Below are 22,397 nucleotides of genomic sequence, written 5' to 3'. Positions count from 1 at the left end.
AAGAACCTCAATACAAATGTAAAATGACTGTATTAGTTCAATTGCAGACTCTGTGCCAGTTGTTTAATTGATTTTATATTTCTATTTAACTCTTTGTTTTTAAAGTTATTATTTAAATAGTTTAACGATATTTTATGTCGTATTTCTTGTTGCAAGATTGCAAAATCAATATGGTTTTTTGCATTTTGCGAGAGCCAAGAAAGCCAACGAAAATCATTTATACCCGCTCGCAAACTGAGCAAGTCTGCACGAATAGTGGGTCGTTCACACCCTTTTAAGGTGGGTAATATAAAGTGCACATCGTCCTCACGACCATCGGTTGGATCAAAAGGGTGTGCTGTTGGCATTCGTGCGTGCCATTGCCAAAAGCCTTGAGCGTTGCTACGCCACAAATAATGTCCGGCTGAGGCGCGTAAATTGGGTAAGTTGTAAAGGTAGTAAGGGGTGTTTTTAACCGTCAAATCATTAAGGCGAGATTCCGTTAAGCCATACCCTTGATTGATTAATACACTCTGGTACTGATCAATTAGTAAATCGTGTTGGGAGTGATTGAGTTGTGCGTAGGTTTTGATCCCTGTCTTTGATTGAGAAAGACGTTTATTGAGAGTACTGAGTTGTGCGTCCAGATCAGGAAATAAACCGGGTTCATCGGCCATGGACCACATAATCAAATTATTTAGAGAACCGATTGACGTTAACGTGTTTATAAGATTGCCCGTAGACTTTCTACTTTGATTAAAACTCGGTTCTGTTAACATGCGTTTGATCGGTGTATAGGCCGGAAAAGGTGGTAACAATCCTGCTATGTAGGGTGCTTGGATGGCTCTTTTTAGATCGGTTAGGCGACTTTGGACTTTCTCTATTGCTTGCGTTGGCGTCTGCGTCAAAATCGGTGTCGGTAAAGCGGGTGCGGTGCCAGTTAAGCCAATTTTTTTCATAAAACGATAATCACAATTGGCTTGTTTTATGGCTTCTTCTTGAGAAAACCAGACCAAGTGAGGAGCATAGTCCATATATAAACCAATGGGTAGCTTCGCCTCAGGCAAGGACACGTCAAGGGAGTGAAAGGTCTGCTTGGTCTGCCCGTTAGTAAAAAACAGAGTGGCCTGTTGTTTTTGGGAGTTTGGTTTGAACTTTCCTGTGACATACCAAACATCAGAATGGCTCGGTGCTTGTGTTACGCCATCGAGAGGGTCAAAAGAGGTTAAATAAGACCGTAGAGTGAGCGCATTTTCTTGGCCTCCAACACGATTGATCATTGGTGTCATGATAAACCAAGTAATGTCTTCCAATGGTAATTCTGCTTTTTTTAATCGGCCTAAATCATACGGTAAGTGGGCAAAATTAATTTTGAAAGTAACGAGTTCTCCTTCAGCTAACCAGGGCGAATCGTTTATCCAGTCGACTGCGTTCAGATTGTCCGAAATTTCAAGTGCCGTGTTATCAATTATTATCGGCCAACGTTGTGTAAAAAAGTCATACCTTAATCGATCGAATGCGTTAAAACGTGCTTCGGCCTGGTTGTCCCACGGTGTGGCTATGATGGCCGATAGAAAGCGACCAGCTGGTACGTCGCTGTTCATCTCAATAAGCAAAAAATTGTTTTTTACCTCGACAATGGCATCGACAGGAGAACCTCGTTTGCTCCCGATATCACGCCAAAAAGCCTGATAGAGCGCTTCCGTTTTTGACTCTTTTAAGGCATTTTTTATAGCGTGAAGAGGGTACTTGGGTGAAGGGAAGTAGTTCCGCTTCTGCCATTCAAGAGGGCTAAGGCGTTCGTGTAGAATCCTTTGTTTATTGAGGCTGATGGTGCGATTTAGCGGGTGAGGTAAGTATTCCCATTCGCCGATATCTTGCGTCCATAAGCGTATCCGCCAAATACCATTTTCTAAGGGGAGAGTGATTTTACTGATTCCCTCCAGTCCGTCTCGAGTAAGTTCGTCATGGTAAGGGCGGTCTCGACTTCTCAGTGTTCCCTCAATGATTTTTTCACCTGGCTCTTCTGGCTTGTTGATGGACTTCCCGCCGAGAGATTCCCATGTTGAGTCTGGTGTCAGCGCATAAAAACCCCAGGCATTAGACGTATTTTGGTTCCCAAGATCCCAGCCGACGATGTTTTTTGGCGCACTCGGTTTGACTCTGATTTGTGCCGTTAAAAATGTGATCTTTCCTGATAAAGTACTTAAATAGGTCTGACGAATGTCAGACGCTGGAAAAGGGTGTTGATGTGCTGTTTTCAGCCTATCTAAATCAATATGAATAACAAATTTACCCGAATTTAAGATTTGTTCATGGTTAAAGCGGGTGTAATAACTTTTACTGGCTGCATGGTCTATTCTGACGAGTATACGGCCGGTTTCACTGGCCACTTCTCCTGTTACTTCTAATTCTGTGCCTTTTGGCAGCCCATTCGGTAAATGCCAGTTATTGCTGGTTGCAGACGCAAGTGAAAAAGTGCGGATTATTGGGTTATCACCAGTTTTTAGAACCGCTTCATTTGCATAAATTTCGCTACCTAAGGCTGTGAGGCCGGTCATCAGGGCACAAAGTAGTAGTATTTTTAAGCGCGTAGCGGCGTGTGTCATTAACATCATAGAGGCCCATTCGACGGTTGAGGTGTTCGTCTATGTTGATTGATTGTATGGCAAATAGTTCTCACCTTTTGTTCCCAAGATGATTTGTACACAGAAAGTTGCTGTGCGGTTTTTCGTTTTACTTGCTGAGCTTCGTCTAAAAGCAATATAGATAGAATGGTTTGGTTAACTTTATTGATAAAACAATCCTCTTGTTTTACCAAAGTTAAATGGGGTTGGTAAGGTCTAGCGGCCGGAAAGTCTGTGCACACAATTGGGGTACCGGTTGCTAAATACTCTCTTAGCTTTAGTGGGTTACAATGATGAATTTGTTGGCAATGCTTGAAGGGTAATAGGGCTATGTCCCAGTGCTGAGCAAAAGCGGCTAATTGTGGATGTGACATTGGAGGTAATTGCTTTACATTATGTCTGGAAAGTAAGCTTTTGGTATCGGTATCGATTTGACCGATAAGCATAATAGTCCAGTCCGGATAGGTCTCGGACAATTTTATTAATAGATCTATATCCACCCAGTCTGCGAGTTGTCCGTAAAATCCCATCACCTTGCCCGTCGGGAAATTATCTGGTTTAGGCTTAGGTGTTTGGAATAAGCGATAGTCCACCCCATGTTCAAGTAAATGGGTTTTATGTGCTGGGAACTTATGTCTTAAGGTCTCGCTGGCCGTAAAAATGAGATCACATTTTTCTGCTAATTCGATCTCCATCTTGCCTATTACAGAATGGTCAACACCTGCAAGTGAACTAAAATCGTCGCCACAGTAATATATGCTTAGATCTTCATTGCATCGACCAATCATGTCTACCGCTGAGGGTAGAGATAGCCAAAGTATGGTTGTATCTTCTTCTTTTTCACCTTCTCCACAGGGTAAACTTTTTGCCCATTGTGTTGAAACTTGATGATTAATTTGTTTAGAGAGTGAGTAGGCATTAACACGACGTGCCAGGGCACTTTGATGAAAGGGCAGTGCTTTTGGCGCAATGACAATGGGATCTTGTGTTTTTCTCCATTGTATTTCCTGCCAAGGTATTTGTTTTGAATTAATTGAATAACACGACTGTGCTGTATGGCTTTCTTTAATGAACTGTTGCGGTTTGAATACCACACTCTTAGCCTTTTGCACGAGCCGACTTAAGTCTCGGTGATTCCATGTTGGTGAGCGTAAACCGATTGAGTTCATCCATATTACAGGTTCATTCTGAACTATGCGCTTAAAAAAATGCTGAGTGCTGCTTGGATGGCTGTTCCAATCTTCTGCAAAAACAATCCACTTCATAAGGTTCTCCCTAAGCTAAGGTATCAATGTTGTCTTCTGAGTGAATACGTAACTCATTCGGGTTAAGCTTTCTGATGACTTTTGCTGGGACGCCAGCCGCCACAACATTCGCAGGAATGTTATGAGTCACCACACTACCAGCGCCAATGATGCTGTTTTCCCCAACGGTTACGCCACCAATAATAGAAACGCCCGTACCCAGCCAAACATTCTCTTTTAGGTGAATTGCCCCCACTTGATGGTCTTCATCTGGTAATCCTTTGGCACGATCATAAGGGTTAATAGGGTGACCTGGGTAACCCGCTAAAAAAGCCCTCCCAGCCATGCGAACATTGTTATCTAAGGTGACACTCGTGCCAACAGCGATGCTTGTTTGCCAACCTATGTCGACATTCTCTCCAATAGTTAAGCAAGGACGATCTTGGTTGTTACAACGTCCAGAAACCGTACTGATACCAGACCAGCGGCACCCTTTACCAACGGTAATAGATACGTTACCCAACAATTGGGGCATACCTGAATATAAATATAAGCCTTTGCCGCCTTTAATTTGGCTTTTAAAGAGAGGTGTCCAATACATGCGTCGAAACAGGCTGGTGAATAAAATATGGCTGACTTTGTGGAGCTGATAAATTAGTTTTGTCGCAATAGGGATGACAGGCAGTTCCAACTGTTTGACTGGTTGGTAGCTCTGCCTTACGAGTTTCGCTATTGGGGTTGGGCTATTTTTTATCCAATATTTGACGTTTTGCATAAAACATTCCTTTCAACTGCGTTCAACGAAATTTGCCTAAGACGGTTTTCGCTTTCTGTAAAAGGGTATTTGCAGGCTTTATGCCAGTCGCAAAATGCATCTAATTATTAAACTAGATTAGGGGGGATTACTTCCAGTAAAACAATAAGTTATGGTTTTGTTTTTTTCTGGCTATAAAGTGTTTTACGCGAGTATTTTTGTTGCTCTTGCTCGAGTGTTTGCAAAATGGGAGAGAGAGTGTTGGTAACCGCCATGCTTAATGCAAATAGGATATAAATAGGCCAAGTAAAACCCTGGGTCAAGAAAGTCCCTGATACCATGACGCCAACAATGCCCGCTAATGTCGCTTGAGCACTGGCGACATAAGCCGGGGCGAGAGAGGTGCTATGCTCTACAATCCGTGTGAGTTGATTAATTAAACGGACCTGCATTATGTTATTGATTAACGTTCGAATAACCATGGTGGTAAACGCGATAAATCCAACAAACCCCGTTTCAGCTAACACACCGAGCCAAGTGCTGTGTACTGCGTGGTTTTTTCCATCCCAATGTGGACTGTAAAAATAATAGTTAACATAGAAATTGCTCAACCCTACACCGGTTAATGGATTAGATACCGCCATATTCCATGCGGCTTGCCAAGCATAAATCCTCCCCATCGCAGAGGCATCGATACCCGCTTCTTCTGCACCGCCAGATGCACGATCTGAAATACCGGCCAGCGCCAGCAATAACCCTGCTACCATCACCCCCATACTGATTAATAAGACTTTGTTTTTGACTTTTTGCCAAGCAAATACCCCAGTAACCGCCATAATTCCTAATAAGCCACCGCGACTTTGAGTGGCAATAATAGCTGAGACTATGATTAGGTAGCCGCATAAAGCGAGAAACTTGGGGAGTTTATTGCTAGAAGGTGCAAAGAGTAAAGCCAAAGCGAAGCTAGTAGGAAAGAGTAAAACTAAAGCCAAATCATTTGGGTCTCCTAACATGGAGCCTATATTGCGTCCAATTGTCACACGTGTGCCTTCTACTAAACCAATGCCGTTTATTTTGTTGTTTAAAGCCACAATAGCGATGACGATGCCAGTCAGTAAAATACTCCAATTGCAAATAGCGAAATCTTTCTTGCTTTTTGGCAGCCACGCGATAATGAGTACCATGAGAGCGATTTTGACAAAATTCCCTGTCCATGCGCTTATGGCCTCACCTCGGTTACTGGCAAATAGTAATCCAAAAGTGACTAAACAAAAGAAAATAGCGAACCCGGTTAAATGACTGTTCCAAAAAGGCGTTATTTTTTTTGTTAAATACATATGCCAAGCGGTTACGGCTAAGGTTCCTAAAGCTAATAGCTGTGGAATTTTAAGAGAATAAAGTACTGGGAAAGCTTCATGGATTCGGAAAAAAGAAAAGAGAATAAAGCCCATGCAAATCCAGATGGCATTATTGAGCGCAAACCAAGCGGCTATGGGTAAAAAGGCTAAGGGTAAAATGAGTAAGGGATGGGGCGCAAGCCACCAAATGCCAGCTAAAAATAAAGTCAAGATAATGGGCAATAAGATAGATGTCGATTTTGATTTATTGTGTAATAGCATGACCGATCCTCCCTAATACAACCAACCCAAAAACCAGTATTGCACTGAGTAGTAGACTGAGGATAAAGGGCGCCAAACTGTGCCACTCAGCTAAGTAACGAGTACCTAATAAACCCAGTGTAATGGCACTAAGACAGATAACGCAGCCGGTTAATAGTAGTCGTATAGGGTAGATTACATAATACTGTCGCTGACTGATCACCCAATAAGCGAGCAGGCGGCCAGCTTGGCTTAGAATAAAAACCCCCAGTGCCCCATAGATACCAGCAAAGTGAATCGCAATAGGAAATGCGACCAGGCATCCCCCACCCGTGCATAGCTCAATGTACATCTGGTTACGGTTATTTTCACTACTAAAGCAGCCAAGGTTATAAAGTGCTCCCCACTGTTTTAATACGCCTGCAATCAGTAACCAGGGTAAAAAGGACTTTGCGGGTGCAATGCCGTCTTCAAATAAGAAGTCGATAAGAATAGGTGCCCAAAGCCAAATAATGACACTCGAAAAACACGCGATAAAGACCCCTAAAGTAGCCCCAACACCTGCTTTTATTGATCCTTTCTCTTGGTGGATAACCTGCATACGCTTTGGGTACCACCAAAGTAAAAAAGGCTGATTTATTAAAGCGGCAATGAGGAAAAACTTAATGGCGATGACATAAGAAGAAAGCAGCTCTGGGTTGATTTTTTGAGCGAGCAATACCACTTCCATACCTTGAGTGGCGTACATAGCAAGGCCACTGATCACAAATGGCCATCCGTAGAAAGCTGTTTTTCTCAGGGAAGACAGTGAAAAGAGTAACCCCGTGTCTTTGCGTTGGAAATAGATGAGGTGAAAGACTTGATAAAGCACCGCTAAAAGTGAGGCGACTAAAATCCAAGTAAGTCCTAAGTCATGGGTTAAAAATATAAAAACAAACGCCGTGTAGAGCAACGCGCGCATCATCATCATTTGAAAGAACAAAGCCGCTTGTTCTTTCATTCTCAGCCACGCTAAGCTAACACCTAAAATACCTTCGGTGCTGATCAGAGCAATACAAAGCCAGAGTTCAATGACGCTGACATGAACGATAGAAGAGATAATTGGGTGGTGAATCGGTGTGGTGATCACTCCCAGTAGTGTAATGAATAAGGCGATTAGGATGGCATTGCCTGCTAACTGAGCCGCAATACGATGGCTAGCGGCTTTGGATCTTGACTTGCCAACTTTACGGTACAGTATATTGACCATACCTAAGCTGACGACAATGGTTGCGCCATTAATGATCGCTAATAGTGTTTCTAAGCGAGCAAACTCGATTAACCCCAATTGACTAGCAAGATAAGGTAGCAGAAAAAAACTGATGACTTTTGTGATCATCAAACCAACAGCGTAATAGCCTTGTTGTACGACAGCGGACGATTTATTTATCTGTATTTTGGCGGATAAACCGTGAGATTTAAGCAATAGATTAAACATATTGCACCTCGCCTTGGCAGGTTTCAAACGCGTTTGATAAATGTTTAACTTGATCGTCAATAACAAAATGTGAAAGTAGATATTGATGACCTGTTGTTCCCATGGATCTTAAGGTATCCGGTGAATATGCCATCATTTTTGATAGTCCTTGTGATAATGCTAAAGGGTCTCCCCACTTTACCATTATGCCTAAATTCGCCATTTTATTATGATCGTCTAGTAGCATTTCTTGACAGGATGAAACATCGGTTGTCAAAACCGGAAGGGAATACATCATCGCCTCTTTGATGACTAATGGACCTGTGTCTTCAACCCCTTCAGGGGTAATCACAAAAGGAGCAACTAAGGCTCGATAATCACCATAATGCTGTCCTAGCCAGGTAGCAGGCTTGGCTCCGAGAAAGCTAACCCAATGTGTGAGTCCAAGTGTTTTGCAGGTTTCAACCAGTTCAGATTTTAACGGACCGTCTCCGACCACATCAATAAAAGGTCGCTGTTCGATTGGCATGATAGACAAGGCTTCCATTAGCACTGATACGCCTTTTGTTGCCGACAATCGTCCGAGATAAAGCAATCGTTGGCTGGAGTAATTCGGCGCAGACATTTTATCGTCGAGTTGTGAAACATCGACACCGCAACGGACTCTTATGATGTTGGATTTTGGTGATAATGAGAGCATGTCTTGTTGCATGGTGTTGCATACGGCAACGGTAAAGTTGGCTGATTGGAGTTTTAAGGTAAGGTCGGCTGGACTAAGGTACATATCATAGCCATGACAGGTAAAAGAGACACTTACTCCCGCGAGCTTGGCCGCTACAATTGCCGTTGCTGTACTGGCTAAGCCAAAATGAGCATGAATATGCTGACAATCGGTTTGCTTGACGTGCGCGGCCAATTTTGCCCCGTACCAAAGTAAGGAGCGCTTTGGTAACCCTGTCTGTTGATTGACAAATTGCATTGCAGAATGCAAACCAAATGGCGAAAACAGTAGGCGTGATAAAGTGGCGACTGAAGAAACCTTCTTCAGGATGAAGAGTCTTTTAAATAAGATCAGATCATCGGCTTGTGCGGGACCAAGGGACGGCTCAAAGGCAACGAGCTCTATATCATGCTTTAATCTCTGTATCGCCCGTATCTCGTTGCCTACAAAGGTTTCGGATAACACCGGGAAGTGAGTCGTTAAATAGGCAATTTTTTTCATTGTTATGCTCCTTATTTGTCGACTTTGGCGATAAATAAAAGTTGGCACATTGAGTGCAATATTGAATGAAACCTTTGTAATAGAGGTCTCTTGTTACATAGCAAATAGCTTGTCTTAAGGGTAAATTGCAAAGGCAATGCCAAACTTGAAAAGGGAAAAATCGCATGATAAAAAATAGTGAACGTTTAGATCTAACATTAAAGGCTCAGTCTCATGATTCTCTTGTGAGCGTGATTATGCCGACCTATAACTGCCTATCTTATTTGCCGTCAGCGATAGACAGTGTGTTAGCACAAGGCGTGTCTTTTGAACTGTTAATTGTTGACGATGGTTCAACAGATGGCAGTGATATTTGGCTAGCAGAGCAGGCAAAAAAGGATCCCAGAATTAAGGTAATAAAAGGTGAGCACAAAGGTGTATCCGCGGCTCGTAACTTAGCGATTAAAGTGGCTCAAGGTGACTGGATTGCTTTTTTAGACGCCGATGATTTTTGGTACAAACGAAAATTGAAAGCTCAGTTAGAAACGGTGTATTCCAATCCAAACTGTGTAATGAATTTTACCGAATACGATCACTTAGATGAGCAAGGTGTGGATTTAGGACGCTGCTTTCATTTCTGGCCAAGATTTTCAGCATTATTGAAAGGTGTCACAACGGATTACGCGATGATTTCCGGGAAAGATAAAACCTGTGTATATGAAGAAAACATCATTGGTACTTCTACTGTATTGGTAAAAACCCGTGCGATTAGAGAGGTGGGAGGGTTTGATGAGACGCTTTTCTCGGCGAGTGATTGGGATCTGTGGTTGAAGTTATCAAACAAAGGTGATTTGTCGGTTATTAAGTATTCTACTACTCATTATTTAGTGAGAAGTAACTCGATATCTCGTAATCAACAGCGTCGACTCAAGAGCATGCTGTGTATTTTAGAACGTTATAAACCGTCTATGGAAACCTTGAATCCATACTGTTATACGCCGGCGTTTGCTCGTTTTAAACTGGCAGAAGCTGAAGCTTTACAAGGTCAACCTGGTGGATATTGGCCTGCTGTATTGTCATATATTCAAGCGTGTTATCGTCTGCCTACAAAACGTAATTTTCGCGCTTGTCTATCTCATTTTGTCTATGGATTATGGCGTCACGCATAGGGTAGGTGATGTGTCATTGAGGAGGAAAATCATAAAGGGCGAGTCAAAATAAACGCTTCGCCCTATTTATCAAGTAATGAGTGTCAATCGATGAATACTAAGCGTGATAATGAGCAAGCAGTTTTGGTAACACACTCTGAGCACTGTAGTGTTGATGAATGCGTGCTTGTGACTGCTTTCTGAAGCGCTTTTTTTCATGTAAGGCCATGGTTTCCCACTTCTGTAATATCTCAATCATACCCATTGATGGCTCCGATTGATCCCTTTTTTCAACAACCCACCCTGTTGCACCATGTTCAATTAACTCCGATAGGTCGCCAACATCGTAAGATAAAACCGGTATTCCTCGTGACATGGCCTCTAAGGCGGCTAAGGGTAGCCCTTCGGTTTTAGAGGTAAGACACAGGAGATCGATCGTTTGCCAGTGATTCTCCATCGGTTGTTCTCCATAAAAGGTGACTTCTGGATAGTGTTCAGTTAACGCCTGTCTAGCATGCCCTTCACCGTAAAGATGAAATGATAAGGTTGAATGCTTCTGCACCATAGTTTTCGCGAGTTGACAGAAATGTTCCGGATCTTTTTCATCGCTAATACGGCCGACAAAGGCAATGTGTTTAGTGTGATGTCCTTTAATGTCTAAAGAGGGGAGGTAACTTAGAAAGTTTTTCAACTTTATACCACGGCTTCCCAGTCGATGGTAAATTTCATTACTGACGGATATAGGGGAAAACCAGCGCGAGCTCAATTCATCCAGCTGGACATATAGCTTGAGTAATCCTGTTCCTACATCACCATTATGATGGGTTGGTATGCAATGCCACGCGCCGAGTGTGTGACCCAGTTTACCGAGTAAATTTGCTTTATATCCATGAGTATGCAAGATTGACCCTTTTTCTACATAACGAATAAGTTGAGATAAGGCCCCATCTGCATAATAAAAAGGAATGTTTGCTTTTTGCATCATGTTTTGTAAGGGATGATCTTGCCGATCATAGCGTTTCCAAACGATGACCTTAACCCGATGAGATTGTGCCGTTAACGCTTCGGCTAAATTAGCAACATGGGTTTCAATGCCTCCCTTGTTTTTGGAGTCGAGAAATAAGGTGATATTCATAGTTATATAGCTCCTGATAGCCGTATTTGGGGTCGCGTTTGATAATTGATATAAAATCAAAAAGCAAAGTCGATGCCATAAGTGAATTGCAAAATGCAAAAAAGCCATTGGCTCTGCTATAAAAAAGCCGTTTTTATGAATATAACCTTCTGTATTTAAAGTTATTTTTTCTATTGGCATAAAGCTTGAAATACCTCTGTTACAAAGTCGAAAAATCATGTACGGAGGCCTATATGGCAACTTATTTAGTAACAGGTGGTTGTGGATTCATCGGTTCACATTTATGCGAGTCTTTAATACAGCAAGGTCACCAAGTTAATGTCATTGATAACTTATCAACTGGAAAGCTAGAAAACCTTGCTGACAGTGCGACGTTAATCATTGGTGATGTTCGAGATAAAGTCTTGATGCAAAAACTGATCAATGAGGTCGATGGTTGTTTTCATTTGGCGGCTATTGCCTCAGTGGAAAGGTCCAATAACGAATGGCTAGAAACACACAGCACGAATCAAACGGCCACGGTGACCATTCTTGAAGCTTGCGCTAAAACAGAGAGAAAGGTGCCAGTTGTTTATGCTTCATCCGCTGCTGTTTATGGAGACAATGCCAGTATACCTCTAAATGAATCGAGTCAGGTCCGTCCTTTGAGTGCCTATGGCGTGGATAAGTTGGCTTGTGAATTACAGGCGAAAGTTGCCGGAATTATTCATAAAATCCCAACGATGGGTTTTCGATTTTTTAATGTGTTCGGTGAGCGTCAAGATCCTAATTCACCTTATAGCGGCGTAATTTCCATTTTTTCAAAACGCATAGAAAACCATCAAGGTTTAGTTCTCTTTGGCGATGGTAGCCAGATTCGTGATTTTGTTTATGTAAAAGACGTGGTTAAATTTTTGATTGCTGGTATGTCAAAAGTTCAGTGTTCTGCGCCAGTGTTTAATATATGCACAGGTAAACCTTGCAGTATTAAATCTCTTGCTGAAACGCTGTTTTCGGTTGTCGGTTATGACGTGGGATTAGTCTATCGGCCAAAAAGAACAGGAGACATCCAAGTATCACTGGGTGATGTCAGTCGATTAACTCATTATTTTGGTATGAAGCCAGATTACGACTTAGGGTTAGGTCTGATTGAGATGATGCAGCCTACGTATAAAAAAATCGTCAATGGCTAAGACTTTAGAGACTGATCCCGCATCATTACTCAATGAAACAATGCTATTGTGATATCGTCTATCTTTTATGGCGTAATGTTATTATTCATTTATTTATGAATAATTGTTTATCTATTTATATTAGGCGGTAGATATTGTTGAAACTCATGGAGCAAAAATGTCGAAAACTCAACTAAAACAAAGATGGCGCCTTTGGTTATTAAGTTTTATTAGCGTCTTCTTTTTGATTGTGTCGATGTTTTTGTATTTCTTTATTAATGATCAACAAGATATTTTATCTTCCTCTTCTGAAGAAGATGCGTTGAGGGCAGTCCATCAAGTAGAAAAAGAAGCCCTGCGTTTTCAGGTCCGTCTACTCACTTGGTCGCAGGATGACTTATCTGTAAATAGCCCGACTAACTTTGATGATGTGCTGTTGCGTTTTGATATTTTATACAGTCGGGTTGATATCATGCGTACTGGTAAATTAGGACGCTTTTATAAGAAGGTGCCGGAAGTTTCAGAATCAATTGAACATTTATTTCAATTGATTAAAGAGATTGATGCGATTTTATTTGAACAGGCCATATTACAGGGTTCACTAAGTGCTGTGTTTAATAAAATAGCGAATATTCAAAATCTTAACCAAACGATAGAGCTTAAAGTCCTTGAATATGGTGCTGACTTTGCTGTGACAACCCGGGCAGAACTGGTGTCTCTTTATAATTATTTCACCTTGCTTTTAGTATTACTTGGTGCTTCTGTTGGGGCTCTGGTCGTGGACTTGGTTCTGCAAAATAGGCGAACTGATCAAGAGCACAGCGAAACCCTAAAAATGGCGGCTAAGTTAGAGTCGACAGTGGTAAAAGTGGAGTCTGCAACCCGCGCGAAATCAGACTTTTTAGCCACCATGAGTCATGAAATTCGTACACCTATGAATGGCATTATTGGTTTAGGGCATTTATTGCAAAACACTAACTTGACCGATGAGCAGTCAGATTACCTTCGTAAAATGCAGCGATCAGCTGATAACCTATTAATTATTATCAATGATATTTTGGATTTCTCCAAGGTGGAGTCGGGCAAGGTGGAATTAGATGAAGTTGAATACAGCCTTGATGGTCTGTTGGAGCAAATCTATGTACTGAATGTGTTCAAGGCACAAGAGAAAGGCATAGATTTTTGTATTGATCGAGATTTTTCTATTCCTGATACTCAATTCGGCGATGAATTACGTATCAATCAAGTATTGATGAATCTAGTGAGTAATGCCATTAAATTTACTCACACTGGCGGAGTGACATTACACGTTAAAATAGAGGGAAAATCGAATGATGACTTACTTGTTTTTATTATTCAAGACACCGGTATAGGCATTGAAACAAGTAAAATTGAGTCACTTTTTGATGCTTTTAGTCAAGAAGATACCAGTACTACCAGACGCTTTGGTGGTACGGGCTTAGGTCTCGCGATTGTTCGCCGGTTTGCTCATCTTATGGGAGGCGACATTCTCGTTGAAAGTAAGATTGGAAGGGGCAGCGAATTTTGTTTCTTTATTCCCTATAAATCATATGTAAGTCAGACTCCCGAAATAGAAAAAAAGAATTTATGTATCGGACTTTTAGGAATGCGTAAAGGGCTCAATACGGTCTTATCAGATAGTGGGTTCGACTATGTTTTCTTAGATGCCTCTTCCGACGATCTGATGTTATCACATCATCATCTGGATAAAGTGATCATTGTTCAAAGCCGTATCACAGATAAGGATGACGATTTAAGTCATTGGTTAGAACGCATAATAGAAGCAAACCCTAAACTGAGAACCATACCGATATTGGTTCTTTCGAATGGGGATCATGATTCATCCGAGAATCAGCCAGAAGAAAGCAAGATTAATTTTTTAGGTGGGTTTATTACCCCCATGAGTGTGTTAGAACATTTGTCTAATCGTTTAGTTGGGTCAAATTGGCTGCATCAGAATAACACCAAATTGATATTACGCGATGGTTTTCGACATAAGCGGGTTCTGATCGTCGAAGATAATCCTATTAACGCACAAATTGTGAGTCAACTGATGATAGCCCAATCGGCTGAGGTTGCGCATGCTGAGAATGGAGAGAAAGCGATTAATAGCCTAAAAGTGGGGCGCTTTGATCTTATTTTAATGGACGTTCAAATGCCTGTTTTAGACGGTTACAGTGCGACAAAGCGAATTCGAAAAAATCCAAATTGGGACAGCATTCCTATTATTGCAATGACCGCAAATGTGATGCAAGGAGATCGCCAAAAAGCGTTGGATGCGGGCATGGATGATTATTTAAGTAAACCTATCTCACCGGAAAAATTGTATGAAATATCTCTAAAATGGTTGAATATTTCGTCAACCTCTGTGTCTTCAATGATGAATGAATTAACAGATAAACATCATTCGAATCCACTTTTAACGTGGCCAACGTCTTTACCTGGATTGAATATTCATCAGGCGATGCAGCAAACAGGGTGCTCACAACAAACCTATATTAGGCTTTTAGTCAGTTTTGAAAACGAGTTACAACGTGTGTGTGAAAATCTGAGTGATTATTTGCAAAAAGGAGGAGACATAGTTGCGATACGCTTTATGGCTCATAGTATAAAGGGCAGTGCTTATGCCGTTGGTGCGTCTGCTGTGGCAGAGGCTGCTCAAAAGCTAGAGTTTTATGAAGAAACAAGTGACGAAGACGCGTTTGAGTTAATTGCTCAGACTTTGTCTGCCCAAAGTGATGTCATTAGAAATACGATTAAAGCGTTGAATGGATAATTCTTAATTGCATTTGAGGTATGAAGATTTTGCATTTTGCAATTTTTTTGTGTATCGCCACTTAATAAAGAGAATAACGAAGCGGTTTAAGTGCTATGAAAACGGTTTCATATTATATTTTTATAAAAATCAATGTCTTATAAAATACCCATCAAGTTGGCATGAGTCTCGCAAATCCTCAATCATAACTCAAATGGTTGGAGAATGAATATGTGCGGAATCTTCGGTGTTGTTAACGATAAGGCAGCTACAAAGACCTTACTGCGTGGACTGAAAGCGCTAGAATACAGAGGGTACGATTCTTCCGGGATTGCCATGCTAAAGTCTGGCAATCTAGATTGTCGTCGAGCATCTGGAAAATTAATTAATTTAGAATCCATGGTAGATCAGCACCCTTTGGAAGGGCATACCGGGATAGCTCATACACGTTGGGCGACTCATGGGAAGCCAACGGCCGTTAATGCTCATCCTCATGTTTTTTTAAATGTGGCGGTTGTTCATAATGGAATCATTGAAAATGCGGATGACCTACGCACTCAACTGAAAGCAGTGGGGGAGGATTTTATTAGTGAAACGGATACAGAAGTATTGCCACATTTGATCAACCTGTATTTAGAAGCGAATGCGTCCCCCGCTATGGCTGTGAAAGCAGCTTTAGAAAACGTTATTGGGACTTTTGCGCTGGGTATCCTCATTGAAGGGCTGGAAAATCAAATCATTGCAACGCGTCGAGGCAGCCCATTAGTAGTGGGGTTTAATGCCGAATCGGCTTTTATTGCGTCAGATGTTGTGGCTACCTCCGGCATGGCTGAAGAAGTGCTTTATTTAGAAGAAGATGATATTGCCATCGTTAAAGCGGACAGTGTGCATATTATTGATGCGAATGGTCAGATTGTAATTCGTGAGAAAGTTAAAGTGGATAATGATCAATTTGTGGTAACAAAAGGCGGTTATAATCACTTTATGTTCAAAGAGATTCATGAGCAAGCTGATGCGTTAAAGCGTACTTGGGAAGGGATGAAGAGTACAAAGATAAATCAAGTGAAAGAAATGGATTTTGCTAAGTTAGACCGCCTACAAATAATAGCCTGCGGTACCAGCTACTACGCTGGTATGGTGGCAAAATATTGGTTTGAGCGTATGGCAAACCTCATTGTTGAAGTAGATCTTGCGTCTGAATTTCGTTATCGAGAGCCTCCTATGTCTCAAAATGGTGGTTGCTTGTTTATCTCTCAAAGTGGTGAAACTGCCGATACGCTTGCCGCATTACGTTTTGCTAAATCAAAAAATCAGTTTTGCTTGTCCGTTGTGAATGTCGCGAACAGTTCTATCGCACGTGAATCCGATTTTATCTATCGAACTTTATGTGGGCCTGAAATCGGTGTGGCCTCAACAAAAGCGTTTACCTCTCAACTGGCGGTATTGTTTAGTTTAGTAAAAAAAGCTGCGCTACAACGACATGCAGGTCATGAGATACTAACAGAGCTTGGCGCAATGCCAGAAATGGATGTGATAAGCAGTGTACGTTCAGCATTAATGAAGCAAGGGCACATTGAAGAAATTGCAAAAGAATTTGATGGGGCAAGCAGCGCTATTTTTCTGGGGCGTGGTCAATCTTACCCGATTGCTCTAGAGGGAGCATTAAAGCTTAAAGAAATCTCTTATATTCATGCTGAAGGGTATGCGGCGGGAGAATTAAAACATGGCCCAATTGCGTTAATTGACGAAGGTATGCCTGTGGTTGTGATTGCGCCTTATGACAGATTGTTTGAAAAAGTGGTCTCGAACTTACAAGAGGTGCGTGCTCGTGGCGCTAAGATTATTTTGATTAGCGACAAACTGGGTTGCGAAGTATGCAAAGATAAAGCGGACGGGATGATCGAAATGCCAACATTGCATGAAGTGCTCACCCCATTTGTCTACAGTATTGCGGTACAGCTTCTGTCTTATTTTACAGCGTTACAACGTGGTATGGATGTCGATCAACCCCGTAATTTAGCCAAATCGGTTACGGTTGAATAAGAGTGTCTCTCGAAGGGGAGAGAAAAAATATTTGTAAATAGCAACGCGTTTTTCCTAATCGAAAAGTGCTCATGAGGAGTGAAATAACCAGTACTTAAGCTATTAAGAGAGTACTGGTATTTCACTTTTTACTTTGCTTGCTTGTTTAAAAAGAACAGACAATCACATCGCTTAGCCGCTATAAATCCGTTTCAATTGCCGTAATAAATGCTTCATTTTCTGGGGTTACGTCTGGTGAAAAACGAACAACTTTTCCCGCTTTCGTGATTAAGAACTTTTCAAAGTTCCAGACGACTTCCGGTGCTTTTGTGGCTTCAATATTGTGACCAGCTAACATAGTGACCATGGCTTCACGGTTAGGAGTCACTGGTTCCGCTTCAATAAGGCTTTTGTAAAGAGGATGCTTATTTTCACCCGTGACGGTTATTTTACTAAACATCGGGAAAGTAACGTCGTATGTGAGACTGCAGAATGCTTGGATTTCTTCATCTGTACCTGGCTCTTGGCCTGCAAAGTCGTTTGCAGGGAAGCCTAAAATTTCAAAACCTTGATCTTGGTATTTTTTGTATAAAGACTCAAGACCTTCGTATTGACCTGTTAAACCGCATTTGGATGCAACATTTACGATTAAAACGGTTTTGCCTTGGTAACTTGATAGGTCAATCGCTTCGCCTTGGATAGTATTAACGGTGAAATTTAGTACTTGGGCCATGGTTAATCTCTCATCAATGTAAAAGTAACTTAAATAAACGCATCCATACTACCGCTTTATGTACTCTGTAAATGTGAAGCAATTGCATAAATTAATGACTCTTCCGCTTTATCATTTCATTAATAGCCTGTTAGACCGCGTAATAAAATGGACCTGAATAAATCCCTTGTGTGTTAACGGCCGACTTTGATATAGACCTAATTCACGCGCGGAACAACACACCTCAAACGTCTGACTAATATCATGGTGTTCTTAGTTAGTTGTTAGCACAAACGTGTGCATTAGGCATTTTTCATGATAAAAAGCCGCCCAAAAAACGTTTTTGAAGTAATGTTTTTAAAGTAATGCTTATTTGAATTCTAGTAGAGTCTTGATCAGAAGCCTTTAGTCATAAAGCCATCCATTAACTCGTCATTATTGGATGGCTTTATGTGCCTACTTTTTTAATACCTACTTACCGTAGCCGCCGTTTATAGAAAACCAAGCGCTAGGACAGGAAAGGCAATAATGAGCGCCAAACGCACAAGGTCTGAAAGCACAAAGGGGAAGACCCCTTTAAAAATATCTTTAATAGAAATGTGTGGTGCAACGGATTTAATGACAAAAACATTCATCCCGACTGGTGGGGTTATCAGCCCTAATTCGACGGTGATAACAGCGACAATACCAAACCAAACGGGGTCGAAACCGGCTGAAACAACAAGAGGGTAAACAACCGGGACGGTCAGCAACAGCATGGCAATGCTGTCCATTACGCACCCTAATACAATGAACAACGCCAACACACAAAATAGAATCATATAAGGGGTGAGTTGCAAGTCATTTACCAGTTCAACAATGGAAAATGAGATACGAGATACCGATAGAAAGTAACCAAAGATTTCAGCGCCAATGATCATGAAAAAAATCATAGAGGTCATGAACAAGGTTTCTTCTACCGCTTCCATAAATTGTTTAAGGTTCATACCTCTAAAAAGGGCAATAAAGAAGGTACTGGCGGCGCCAATTGAAGCGGCCTCTGTGGGGGTAAAAATACCGCTGTAGATACCACTAATGATCAAAGCAAACACGCCAGTAAAGGGTACTAACCCTTTTAGTCCTTTGAGCTTTTGCAAGAAACTAGTCGCTTGCCCAGGTCGTGCCAGTTTTGGATTAAGCGATACCACGATGGCAATGGTTAGGCAGTATAATGCCAGGCCGAGTAGCCCTGGAATGACGCCAGCGATAAACATGTCGCCGACCGATTGCTCGGTAATCAAGGCATACAGTAACAAGGCGATGGAGGGTGGAATCATAATGCCCAATGTGCCGCCAGCCGCTAAAGTGCCAGAGGCTAAGGATTTGGCATAACCGTTTTTTTCCATTTCAGGTAACGCCACCCGTGACATACTCGCGGCGGTGGCTAAAGAGGAACCTGAAATCGCAGAAAAAATGCCGCAGGATGTGACGGCGGCTAAGGCCATACCGCCGCGCCAACGTCCAAACAGGATTCTCGATCCTTCGAATAATTCTTGTGACATTCTGGCTTTTGAGGCAAACACGCCCATTAAAATAAACATCGGGATAGGGCTGAAACTGTAGTTAGAGAGGGTTTCAAAAGGGCCGCTTTCGAGTATCGACATGGCAGGTTCAAATGCCACAATCCAACCAAAGCCAATAAAGCCCGTTGCCGCCATAGCCAGTGCAATAGGCATACGAATGGCAATCAGAGCGAGCATGCTAAGAATACAGATAAGTCCGATCAATGAAGCACTCATGAGATAGTATCTTCCTTCCAAAAAAACCAACAGCGAATGGAAACGAGCAGAGAGGCCACCGCGAGAACGGCCGTTGCAAAAGCGCTAATGCCATAAAAATAAGACAGGGGAATCAATAAATCTTGGGTGGTTTCTCCGGTCATTTTGGCTTGTTCAATCGCATGTAAAAAGCGCGTACTCATACCATAACCTAATGCCACAAAACCAAGCATGAAGAGGCCTTCCAAAAAGGCTTTTCCTCTCTCTGGAAGTTTTTCTGTAAGCAAATCGACGATGACTTGGGAGCGCCTAACCGAGTAGGGGAGGGACAGTAGAACCATGATAAGCAATCCGTATTTTATTAATTCAATACCGCCTATAAAGGTCCAATCCGTTTCACCGCCAGTCATTTTGAATAGGGTACGCGTGAGTACATCGACGAGCGTAATGAACATCATACCAATTAGAATGACGCCACTTAGCATATGTAAGCCGTAAGTAAAGCGGTCAAAAAGCCGACTTATCGTATTCATCGCTTTCTCCATTTTGTAACGTTTTTTCAGCATTAATTGATAACCTTAAAAGTCAAACAACGCTTCACCTCGATACTGCAAGGTGAAGAGTCGTGTTAGATTTTTGGTCTTATAAGTCGCAGCTTTGCTTATGACTGAGTGCTTTTTGATAGATGGTGTTGGCGTTTAGGTTGGGTTTGCTGACGGATGTTAAGTAGTCATCGACGACCGTACTGAGCACCGGTTTCCATGTCGGGTTATCCATGATGTTGTCGATGGTATTGATAGAATGGCCCTCGGCAACCGCTTGAGCGCGGCCCGCCGTATCAAGATCGTCCAGCTTTTTACCCATGGTACGAGCCCATTCCATGCCACTGTTATTATCAATGACTTGCTGAAGGTTGGCAGGCAAGGCTTTATAGGAACGGTTGTTCATTGTGGTGATAAAAGACAAGGTATACAGTCCCATTTCAGTATGGGAGGTGAGTTGCTCATTCAGTCTAAAGTCCTTCATGGCTTGCCATGGGAACGCGACGCCATCAATCACTTTACGCTGAGCGGCGGTATAGGTTTCAGGCGCTGGCATGCCGACAGGTTGAGCGCCTAAAGAGGATAAAATATTTGCCACAACCGTTGTTGCACGACGGATACGCAGGCCGCTAAGATCTTCAGGGGCTATAATCGCTTTGCCGTTTGTATGGATATGACCGGGTCCATGTGCAAAGAAAAACAATGGATGTGTGTCTTTGTATTCGTTCGATATGAGCTGGTCGTCATAGAGGTTTTGCAGGACGCAACTGGCATTTTCCGCTGTGCTGACAATGCCAGGCAGTTCAATAATTTGTGTTAAAGGAAATCGTCCTGCCATGTAACCTTGAGCGGTTACTGTGATGTCCATAATACCATTGACGGTGGCTGAATAGCTTTGCGTGGCTTTGGCTAAGGTTTGCGATGGATAAATATCAATGGCTAATTCGCCATTTGAATCGGCTTTTACCTTATCGGCCCAGTCCGTGATGACTTGATCAACACTCGAGCCTGCGGGCCAAAAGTGACCTAAACGTAACCTGTGTGTCTCTGCATGAGCCACATTGGCGGCTAGAATGCCCGATAACAACGTTAGAATAACGGATTTTACTTTCATGTTCTCACCTGCTTTTATTAGTATTGTTAGATGTTCTTTGTTCATCCAGAGACGTAATCTGCCCGACTGTCTCTAACGACGACGTGAAATTCATTCTCCTTTTAATTGCTTAATGATCCTTCGAGCTCGGTTCGCGCCCACATCCACGTGGATATCAATCATTTTTTTATCACCAAAGTGCTTCATGTTGGCGTATTGCGCTTCAATGACAACCTTGTCTTCATCAAAGGTTAACGCCGTTTGTTCGATCACCAGTTTCATGTTTTCTTCTGGGTTGCTGGTCGGGTTACTGGCTTGAGTCCAAATGTAGAAGCTGGTTTCATCGGTTTCTGGTGTGACACCATGAAAGCCTTTTAAATGAAAACCACCACGATTTCGGTCATCAAGGGACTCGGTATTCACATCCACCGCCCCTGTCCAGATCTCAAGATGAGAAGGGTGAAACACAATCTCTTGCCAACGATCCACTTGGCCTTTGAACGGGTAGGCGGCGGTATAGGTTGGTGGCGGCGTCGAGTCAGGCATATAGCGCGTTACTCGAACCGAATCGCCTTCTTGTTCGACTTTCATTTCGGCATTCATGTGAATTTTGGCATTACCGCCAATGGTGTGTACGTGGACATAACCTAAATGACTCAAGTCCAGTAAGTTGTCATGTATCAATTGATAAGGGGCTTCATAATGGTAAATGTCGCCATCGTATAGGTAGCGATCATCATTATGAACTGGGTAAGCCGGAGGCTCACAAGTCGGTTGTGGGTTTTCTTTGGAACCAAACCAAATCCAGATAATGTCGTCTTGCTCTTTTACTGGGTAAGCCGCTACTTTCGCCTTAGAAGGGATCTTGTCTTGTCCTGGAATTTCGATGCATTTGCCCGAGCTGTTAAACAACAAACCGTGGTAACCACAGCGTAAGCCTGTTTCTTCCAATGTACCGAGGGATAAAGGCAAGGCACGGTGGCAACAACGGTCTTCTAATGCGCCGACTTGGCCATCTGTTGTTCGATAAATAACGATGGCTTCATTGAGCAAAGTACGTGCCAAGGGTTTGTCTTGTACTTCTTTACTGAGGGCGGCTACATACCACATATCGAGTGGAAAAGAGGAGCGATCTGGTATTGAGGCGCTTTTTATGTCGTTTGGGTGGATTGCTTGTACTGTCGTAGTCATGATGGACCTCT

At 42.3% G+C, this 22,397-nt stretch carries 16 protein-coding genes; 4 read left to right on the top strand and 12 right to left on the bottom strand.

The features are described from left to right. Window positions 1–32: 32 nt before the first annotated feature. The 6 genes from IEZ33_RS13005 to IEZ33_RS12980 form a co-directional block, all read right to left on the bottom strand. Window positions 33–2,597, bottom strand: coding sequence for a hypothetical protein (locus IEZ33_RS13005; RefSeq protein ID WP_191600475.1), 2,565 nt, complete (start codon window positions 2,595–2,597; stop codon window positions 33–35). Further along, the gene (locus IEZ33_RS13000; protein WP_191600474.1) at window positions 2,594–3,871 is read right to left on the bottom strand and encodes a glycosyltransferase family protein; all 1,278 of its coding nucleotides are present in this window, start codon (window positions 3,869–3,871) and stop codon (window positions 2,594–2,596) included. Before IEZ33_RS13000 ends, IEZ33_RS13005 begins: the two co-directional genes overlap by 4 nt. A 10-nt stretch (window positions 3,872–3,881) precedes the next feature. Next, on the bottom strand, window positions 3,882–4,625 hold the full coding sequence (locus IEZ33_RS12995; protein ID WP_191600473.1) for an acyltransferase: 744 nt from the start codon (window positions 4,623–4,625) through the stop codon (window positions 3,882–3,884). Window positions 4,626–4,774: 149 nt separating this feature from the next. Next, a complete protein-coding gene (locus tag IEZ33_RS12990) occupies window positions 4,775–6,223 on the bottom strand; it encodes an O-antigen ligase family protein (protein WP_191600472.1) in 1,449 nt (482 codons plus the stop codon). Continuing rightward, a complete protein-coding gene (locus tag IEZ33_RS12985) occupies window positions 6,207–7,679 on the bottom strand; it encodes a lipopolysaccharide biosynthesis protein (protein WP_191600471.1) in 1,473 nt (490 codons plus the stop codon). The genes IEZ33_RS12990 and IEZ33_RS12985 overlap by 17 nt, the downstream gene beginning before the upstream one ends. After that, window positions 7,672–8,880, bottom strand: coding sequence for a glycosyltransferase family 4 protein (locus IEZ33_RS12980; protein WP_191600470.1), 1,209 nt, complete (start codon window positions 8,878–8,880; stop codon window positions 7,672–7,674). Before IEZ33_RS12980 ends, IEZ33_RS12985 begins: the two co-directional genes overlap by 8 nt. 164 nt (window positions 8,881–9,044) lie before the next feature. On the opposite strand from IEZ33_RS12980, the gene IEZ33_RS12975 reads away from it, so the two are divergent. Beyond that, window positions 9,045–10,028 (top strand): glycosyltransferase family 2 protein, encoded by a 984-nt coding sequence (locus IEZ33_RS12975; protein ID WP_191600469.1) that lies wholly within the window; start codon window positions 9,045–9,047, stop codon window positions 10,026–10,028. Window positions 10,029–10,125: 97 nt separating this feature from the next. Here IEZ33_RS12975 and IEZ33_RS12970 read toward each other — a convergent pair whose 3' ends face one another. Beyond that, on the bottom strand, window positions 10,126–11,142 hold the full coding sequence (locus IEZ33_RS12970; RefSeq protein ID WP_191600468.1) for a glycosyltransferase family 4 protein: 1,017 nt from the start codon (window positions 11,140–11,142) through the stop codon (window positions 10,126–10,128). 233 nt (window positions 11,143–11,375) lie between these two features. Here IEZ33_RS12970 and IEZ33_RS12965 point away from each other — a divergent pair, with 233 nt between their 5' ends. From IEZ33_RS12965 to glmS, 3 genes are all read left to right on the top strand, one after another. Beyond that, entirely contained in the window at window positions 11,376–12,314 is a 939-nt protein-coding gene (locus IEZ33_RS12965; RefSeq protein WP_191600467.1) for an NAD-dependent epimerase/dehydratase family protein, read from the top strand. Between the two features lie 157 nt (window positions 12,315–12,471). Next, a complete protein-coding gene (locus IEZ33_RS12960; protein ID WP_191600466.1) occupies window positions 12,472–15,090 on the top strand; it encodes a hybrid sensor histidine kinase/response regulator in 2,619 nt (872 codons plus the stop codon). A gap of 210 nt (window positions 15,091–15,300) precedes the next feature. After that, a complete protein-coding gene (glmS, locus tag IEZ33_RS12955; protein ID WP_191600465.1) occupies window positions 15,301–17,112 on the top strand; it encodes a glutamine--fructose-6-phosphate transaminase (isomerizing) in 1,812 nt (603 codons plus the stop codon). A gap of 178 nt (window positions 17,113–17,290) precedes the next feature. Here the strand turns inward: glmS and IEZ33_RS12950 are convergent, their stop codons facing one another. The 5 genes from IEZ33_RS12950 to IEZ33_RS12930 all read right to left on the bottom strand — a co-directional run bounded on the left by IEZ33_RS12950 (window position 17,291) and on the right by IEZ33_RS12930 (window position 22,386). Further along, entirely contained in the window at window positions 17,291–17,824 is a 534-nt protein-coding gene (locus IEZ33_RS12950; RefSeq protein WP_191600464.1) for a glutathione peroxidase, read from the bottom strand. Between the two features lie 470 nt (window positions 17,825–18,294). Then, window positions 18,295–19,581, bottom strand: coding sequence for a TRAP transporter large permease (locus tag IEZ33_RS12945; RefSeq protein WP_191600463.1), 1,287 nt, complete (start codon window positions 19,579–19,581; stop codon window positions 18,295–18,297). Continuing rightward, the gene (locus tag IEZ33_RS12940; RefSeq protein ID WP_191600462.1) at window positions 19,578–20,093 is read right to left on the bottom strand and encodes a TRAP transporter small permease; all 516 of its coding nucleotides are present in this window, start codon (window positions 20,091–20,093) and stop codon (window positions 19,578–19,580) included. The genes IEZ33_RS12945 and IEZ33_RS12940 overlap by 4 nt, the downstream gene beginning before the upstream one ends. Window positions 20,094–20,202: 109 nt before the next feature. Continuing rightward, the gene (locus IEZ33_RS12935) at window positions 20,203–21,216 is read right to left on the bottom strand and encodes a TRAP transporter substrate-binding protein (RefSeq protein WP_191600461.1); all 1,014 of its coding nucleotides are present in this window, start codon (window positions 21,214–21,216) and stop codon (window positions 20,203–20,205) included. Between the two features lie 90 nt (window positions 21,217–21,306). After that, window positions 21,307–22,386, bottom strand: a complete 1,080-nt coding sequence (locus IEZ33_RS12930) for an aromatic ring-hydroxylating dioxygenase subunit alpha (protein WP_191600460.1) — start codon at window positions 22,384–22,386, stop codon at window positions 21,307–21,309. Window positions 22,387–22,397 lie beyond the last annotated feature (11 nt).

Source organism: Marinomonas algicola (assembly GCF_014805825.1).
Classification (GTDB): Bacteria; Pseudomonadota; Gammaproteobacteria; order Pseudomonadales; family Marinomonadaceae; genus Marinomonas; species Marinomonas algicola.
The sequence above is the reverse complement of the archived record's forward strand: the minus strand, read 5'-3'. Positions and strand labels throughout refer to the sequence as shown.

Bases quoted from the DNA above. Each gene is read 5' to 3' on its own strand.
- IEZ33_RS13005 (WP_191600475.1), bottom strand. From the start codon at position 2,597: ATGATGTTAATGACACACGCCGCTACGCGCTTAAAAATACTACTACTT.
- IEZ33_RS13000 (WP_191600474.1), bottom strand. From the start codon at position 3,871: ATGAAGTGGATTGTTTTTGCAGAAGATTGGAACAGCCATCCAAGCAGC.
- IEZ33_RS12995 (WP_191600473.1), bottom strand. From the start codon at position 4,625: ATGCAAAACGTCAAATATTGGATAAAAAATAGCCCAACCCCAATAGCG.
- IEZ33_RS12990 (WP_191600472.1), bottom strand. From the start codon at position 6,223: ATGCTATTACACAATAAATCAAAATCGACATCTATCTTATTGCCCATT.
- IEZ33_RS12985 (WP_191600471.1), bottom strand. From the start codon at position 7,679: ATGTTTAATCTATTGCTTAAATCTCACGGTTTATCCGCCAAAATACAG.
- IEZ33_RS12980 (WP_191600470.1), bottom strand. From the start codon at position 8,880: ATGAAAAAAATTGCCTATTTAACGACTCACTTCCCGGTGTTATCCGAA.
- IEZ33_RS12975 (WP_191600469.1), top strand. From the start codon at position 9,045: ATGATAAAAAATAGTGAACGTTTAGATCTAACATTAAAGGCTCAGTCT.
- IEZ33_RS12970 (WP_191600468.1), bottom strand. From the start codon at position 11,142: ATGAATATCACCTTATTTCTCGACTCCAAAAACAAGGGAGGCATTGAA.
- IEZ33_RS12965 (WP_191600467.1), top strand. From the start codon at position 11,376: ATGGCAACTTATTTAGTAACAGGTGGTTGTGGATTCATCGGTTCACAT.
- IEZ33_RS12960 (WP_191600466.1), top strand. From the start codon at position 12,472: ATGTCGAAAACTCAACTAAAACAAAGATGGCGCCTTTGGTTATTAAGT.
- glmS (WP_191600465.1), top strand. From the start codon at position 15,301: ATGTGCGGAATCTTCGGTGTTGTTAACGATAAGGCAGCTACAAAGACC.
- IEZ33_RS12950 (WP_191600464.1), bottom strand. From the start codon at position 17,824: ATGGCCCAAGTACTAAATTTCACCGTTAATACTATCCAAGGCGAAGCG.
- IEZ33_RS12945 (WP_191600463.1), bottom strand. From the start codon at position 19,581: ATGAGTGCTTCATTGATCGGACTTATCTGTATTCTTAGCATGCTCGCT.
- IEZ33_RS12940 (WP_191600462.1), bottom strand. From the start codon at position 20,093: ATGAATACGATAAGTCGGCTTTTTGACCGCTTTACTTACGGCTTACAT.
- IEZ33_RS12935 (WP_191600461.1), bottom strand. From the start codon at position 21,216: ATGAAAGTAAAATCCGTTATTCTAACGTTGTTATCGGGCATTCTAGCC.
- IEZ33_RS12930 (WP_191600460.1), bottom strand. From the start codon at position 22,386: ATGACTACGACAGTACAAGCAATCCACCCAAACGACATAAAAAGCGCC.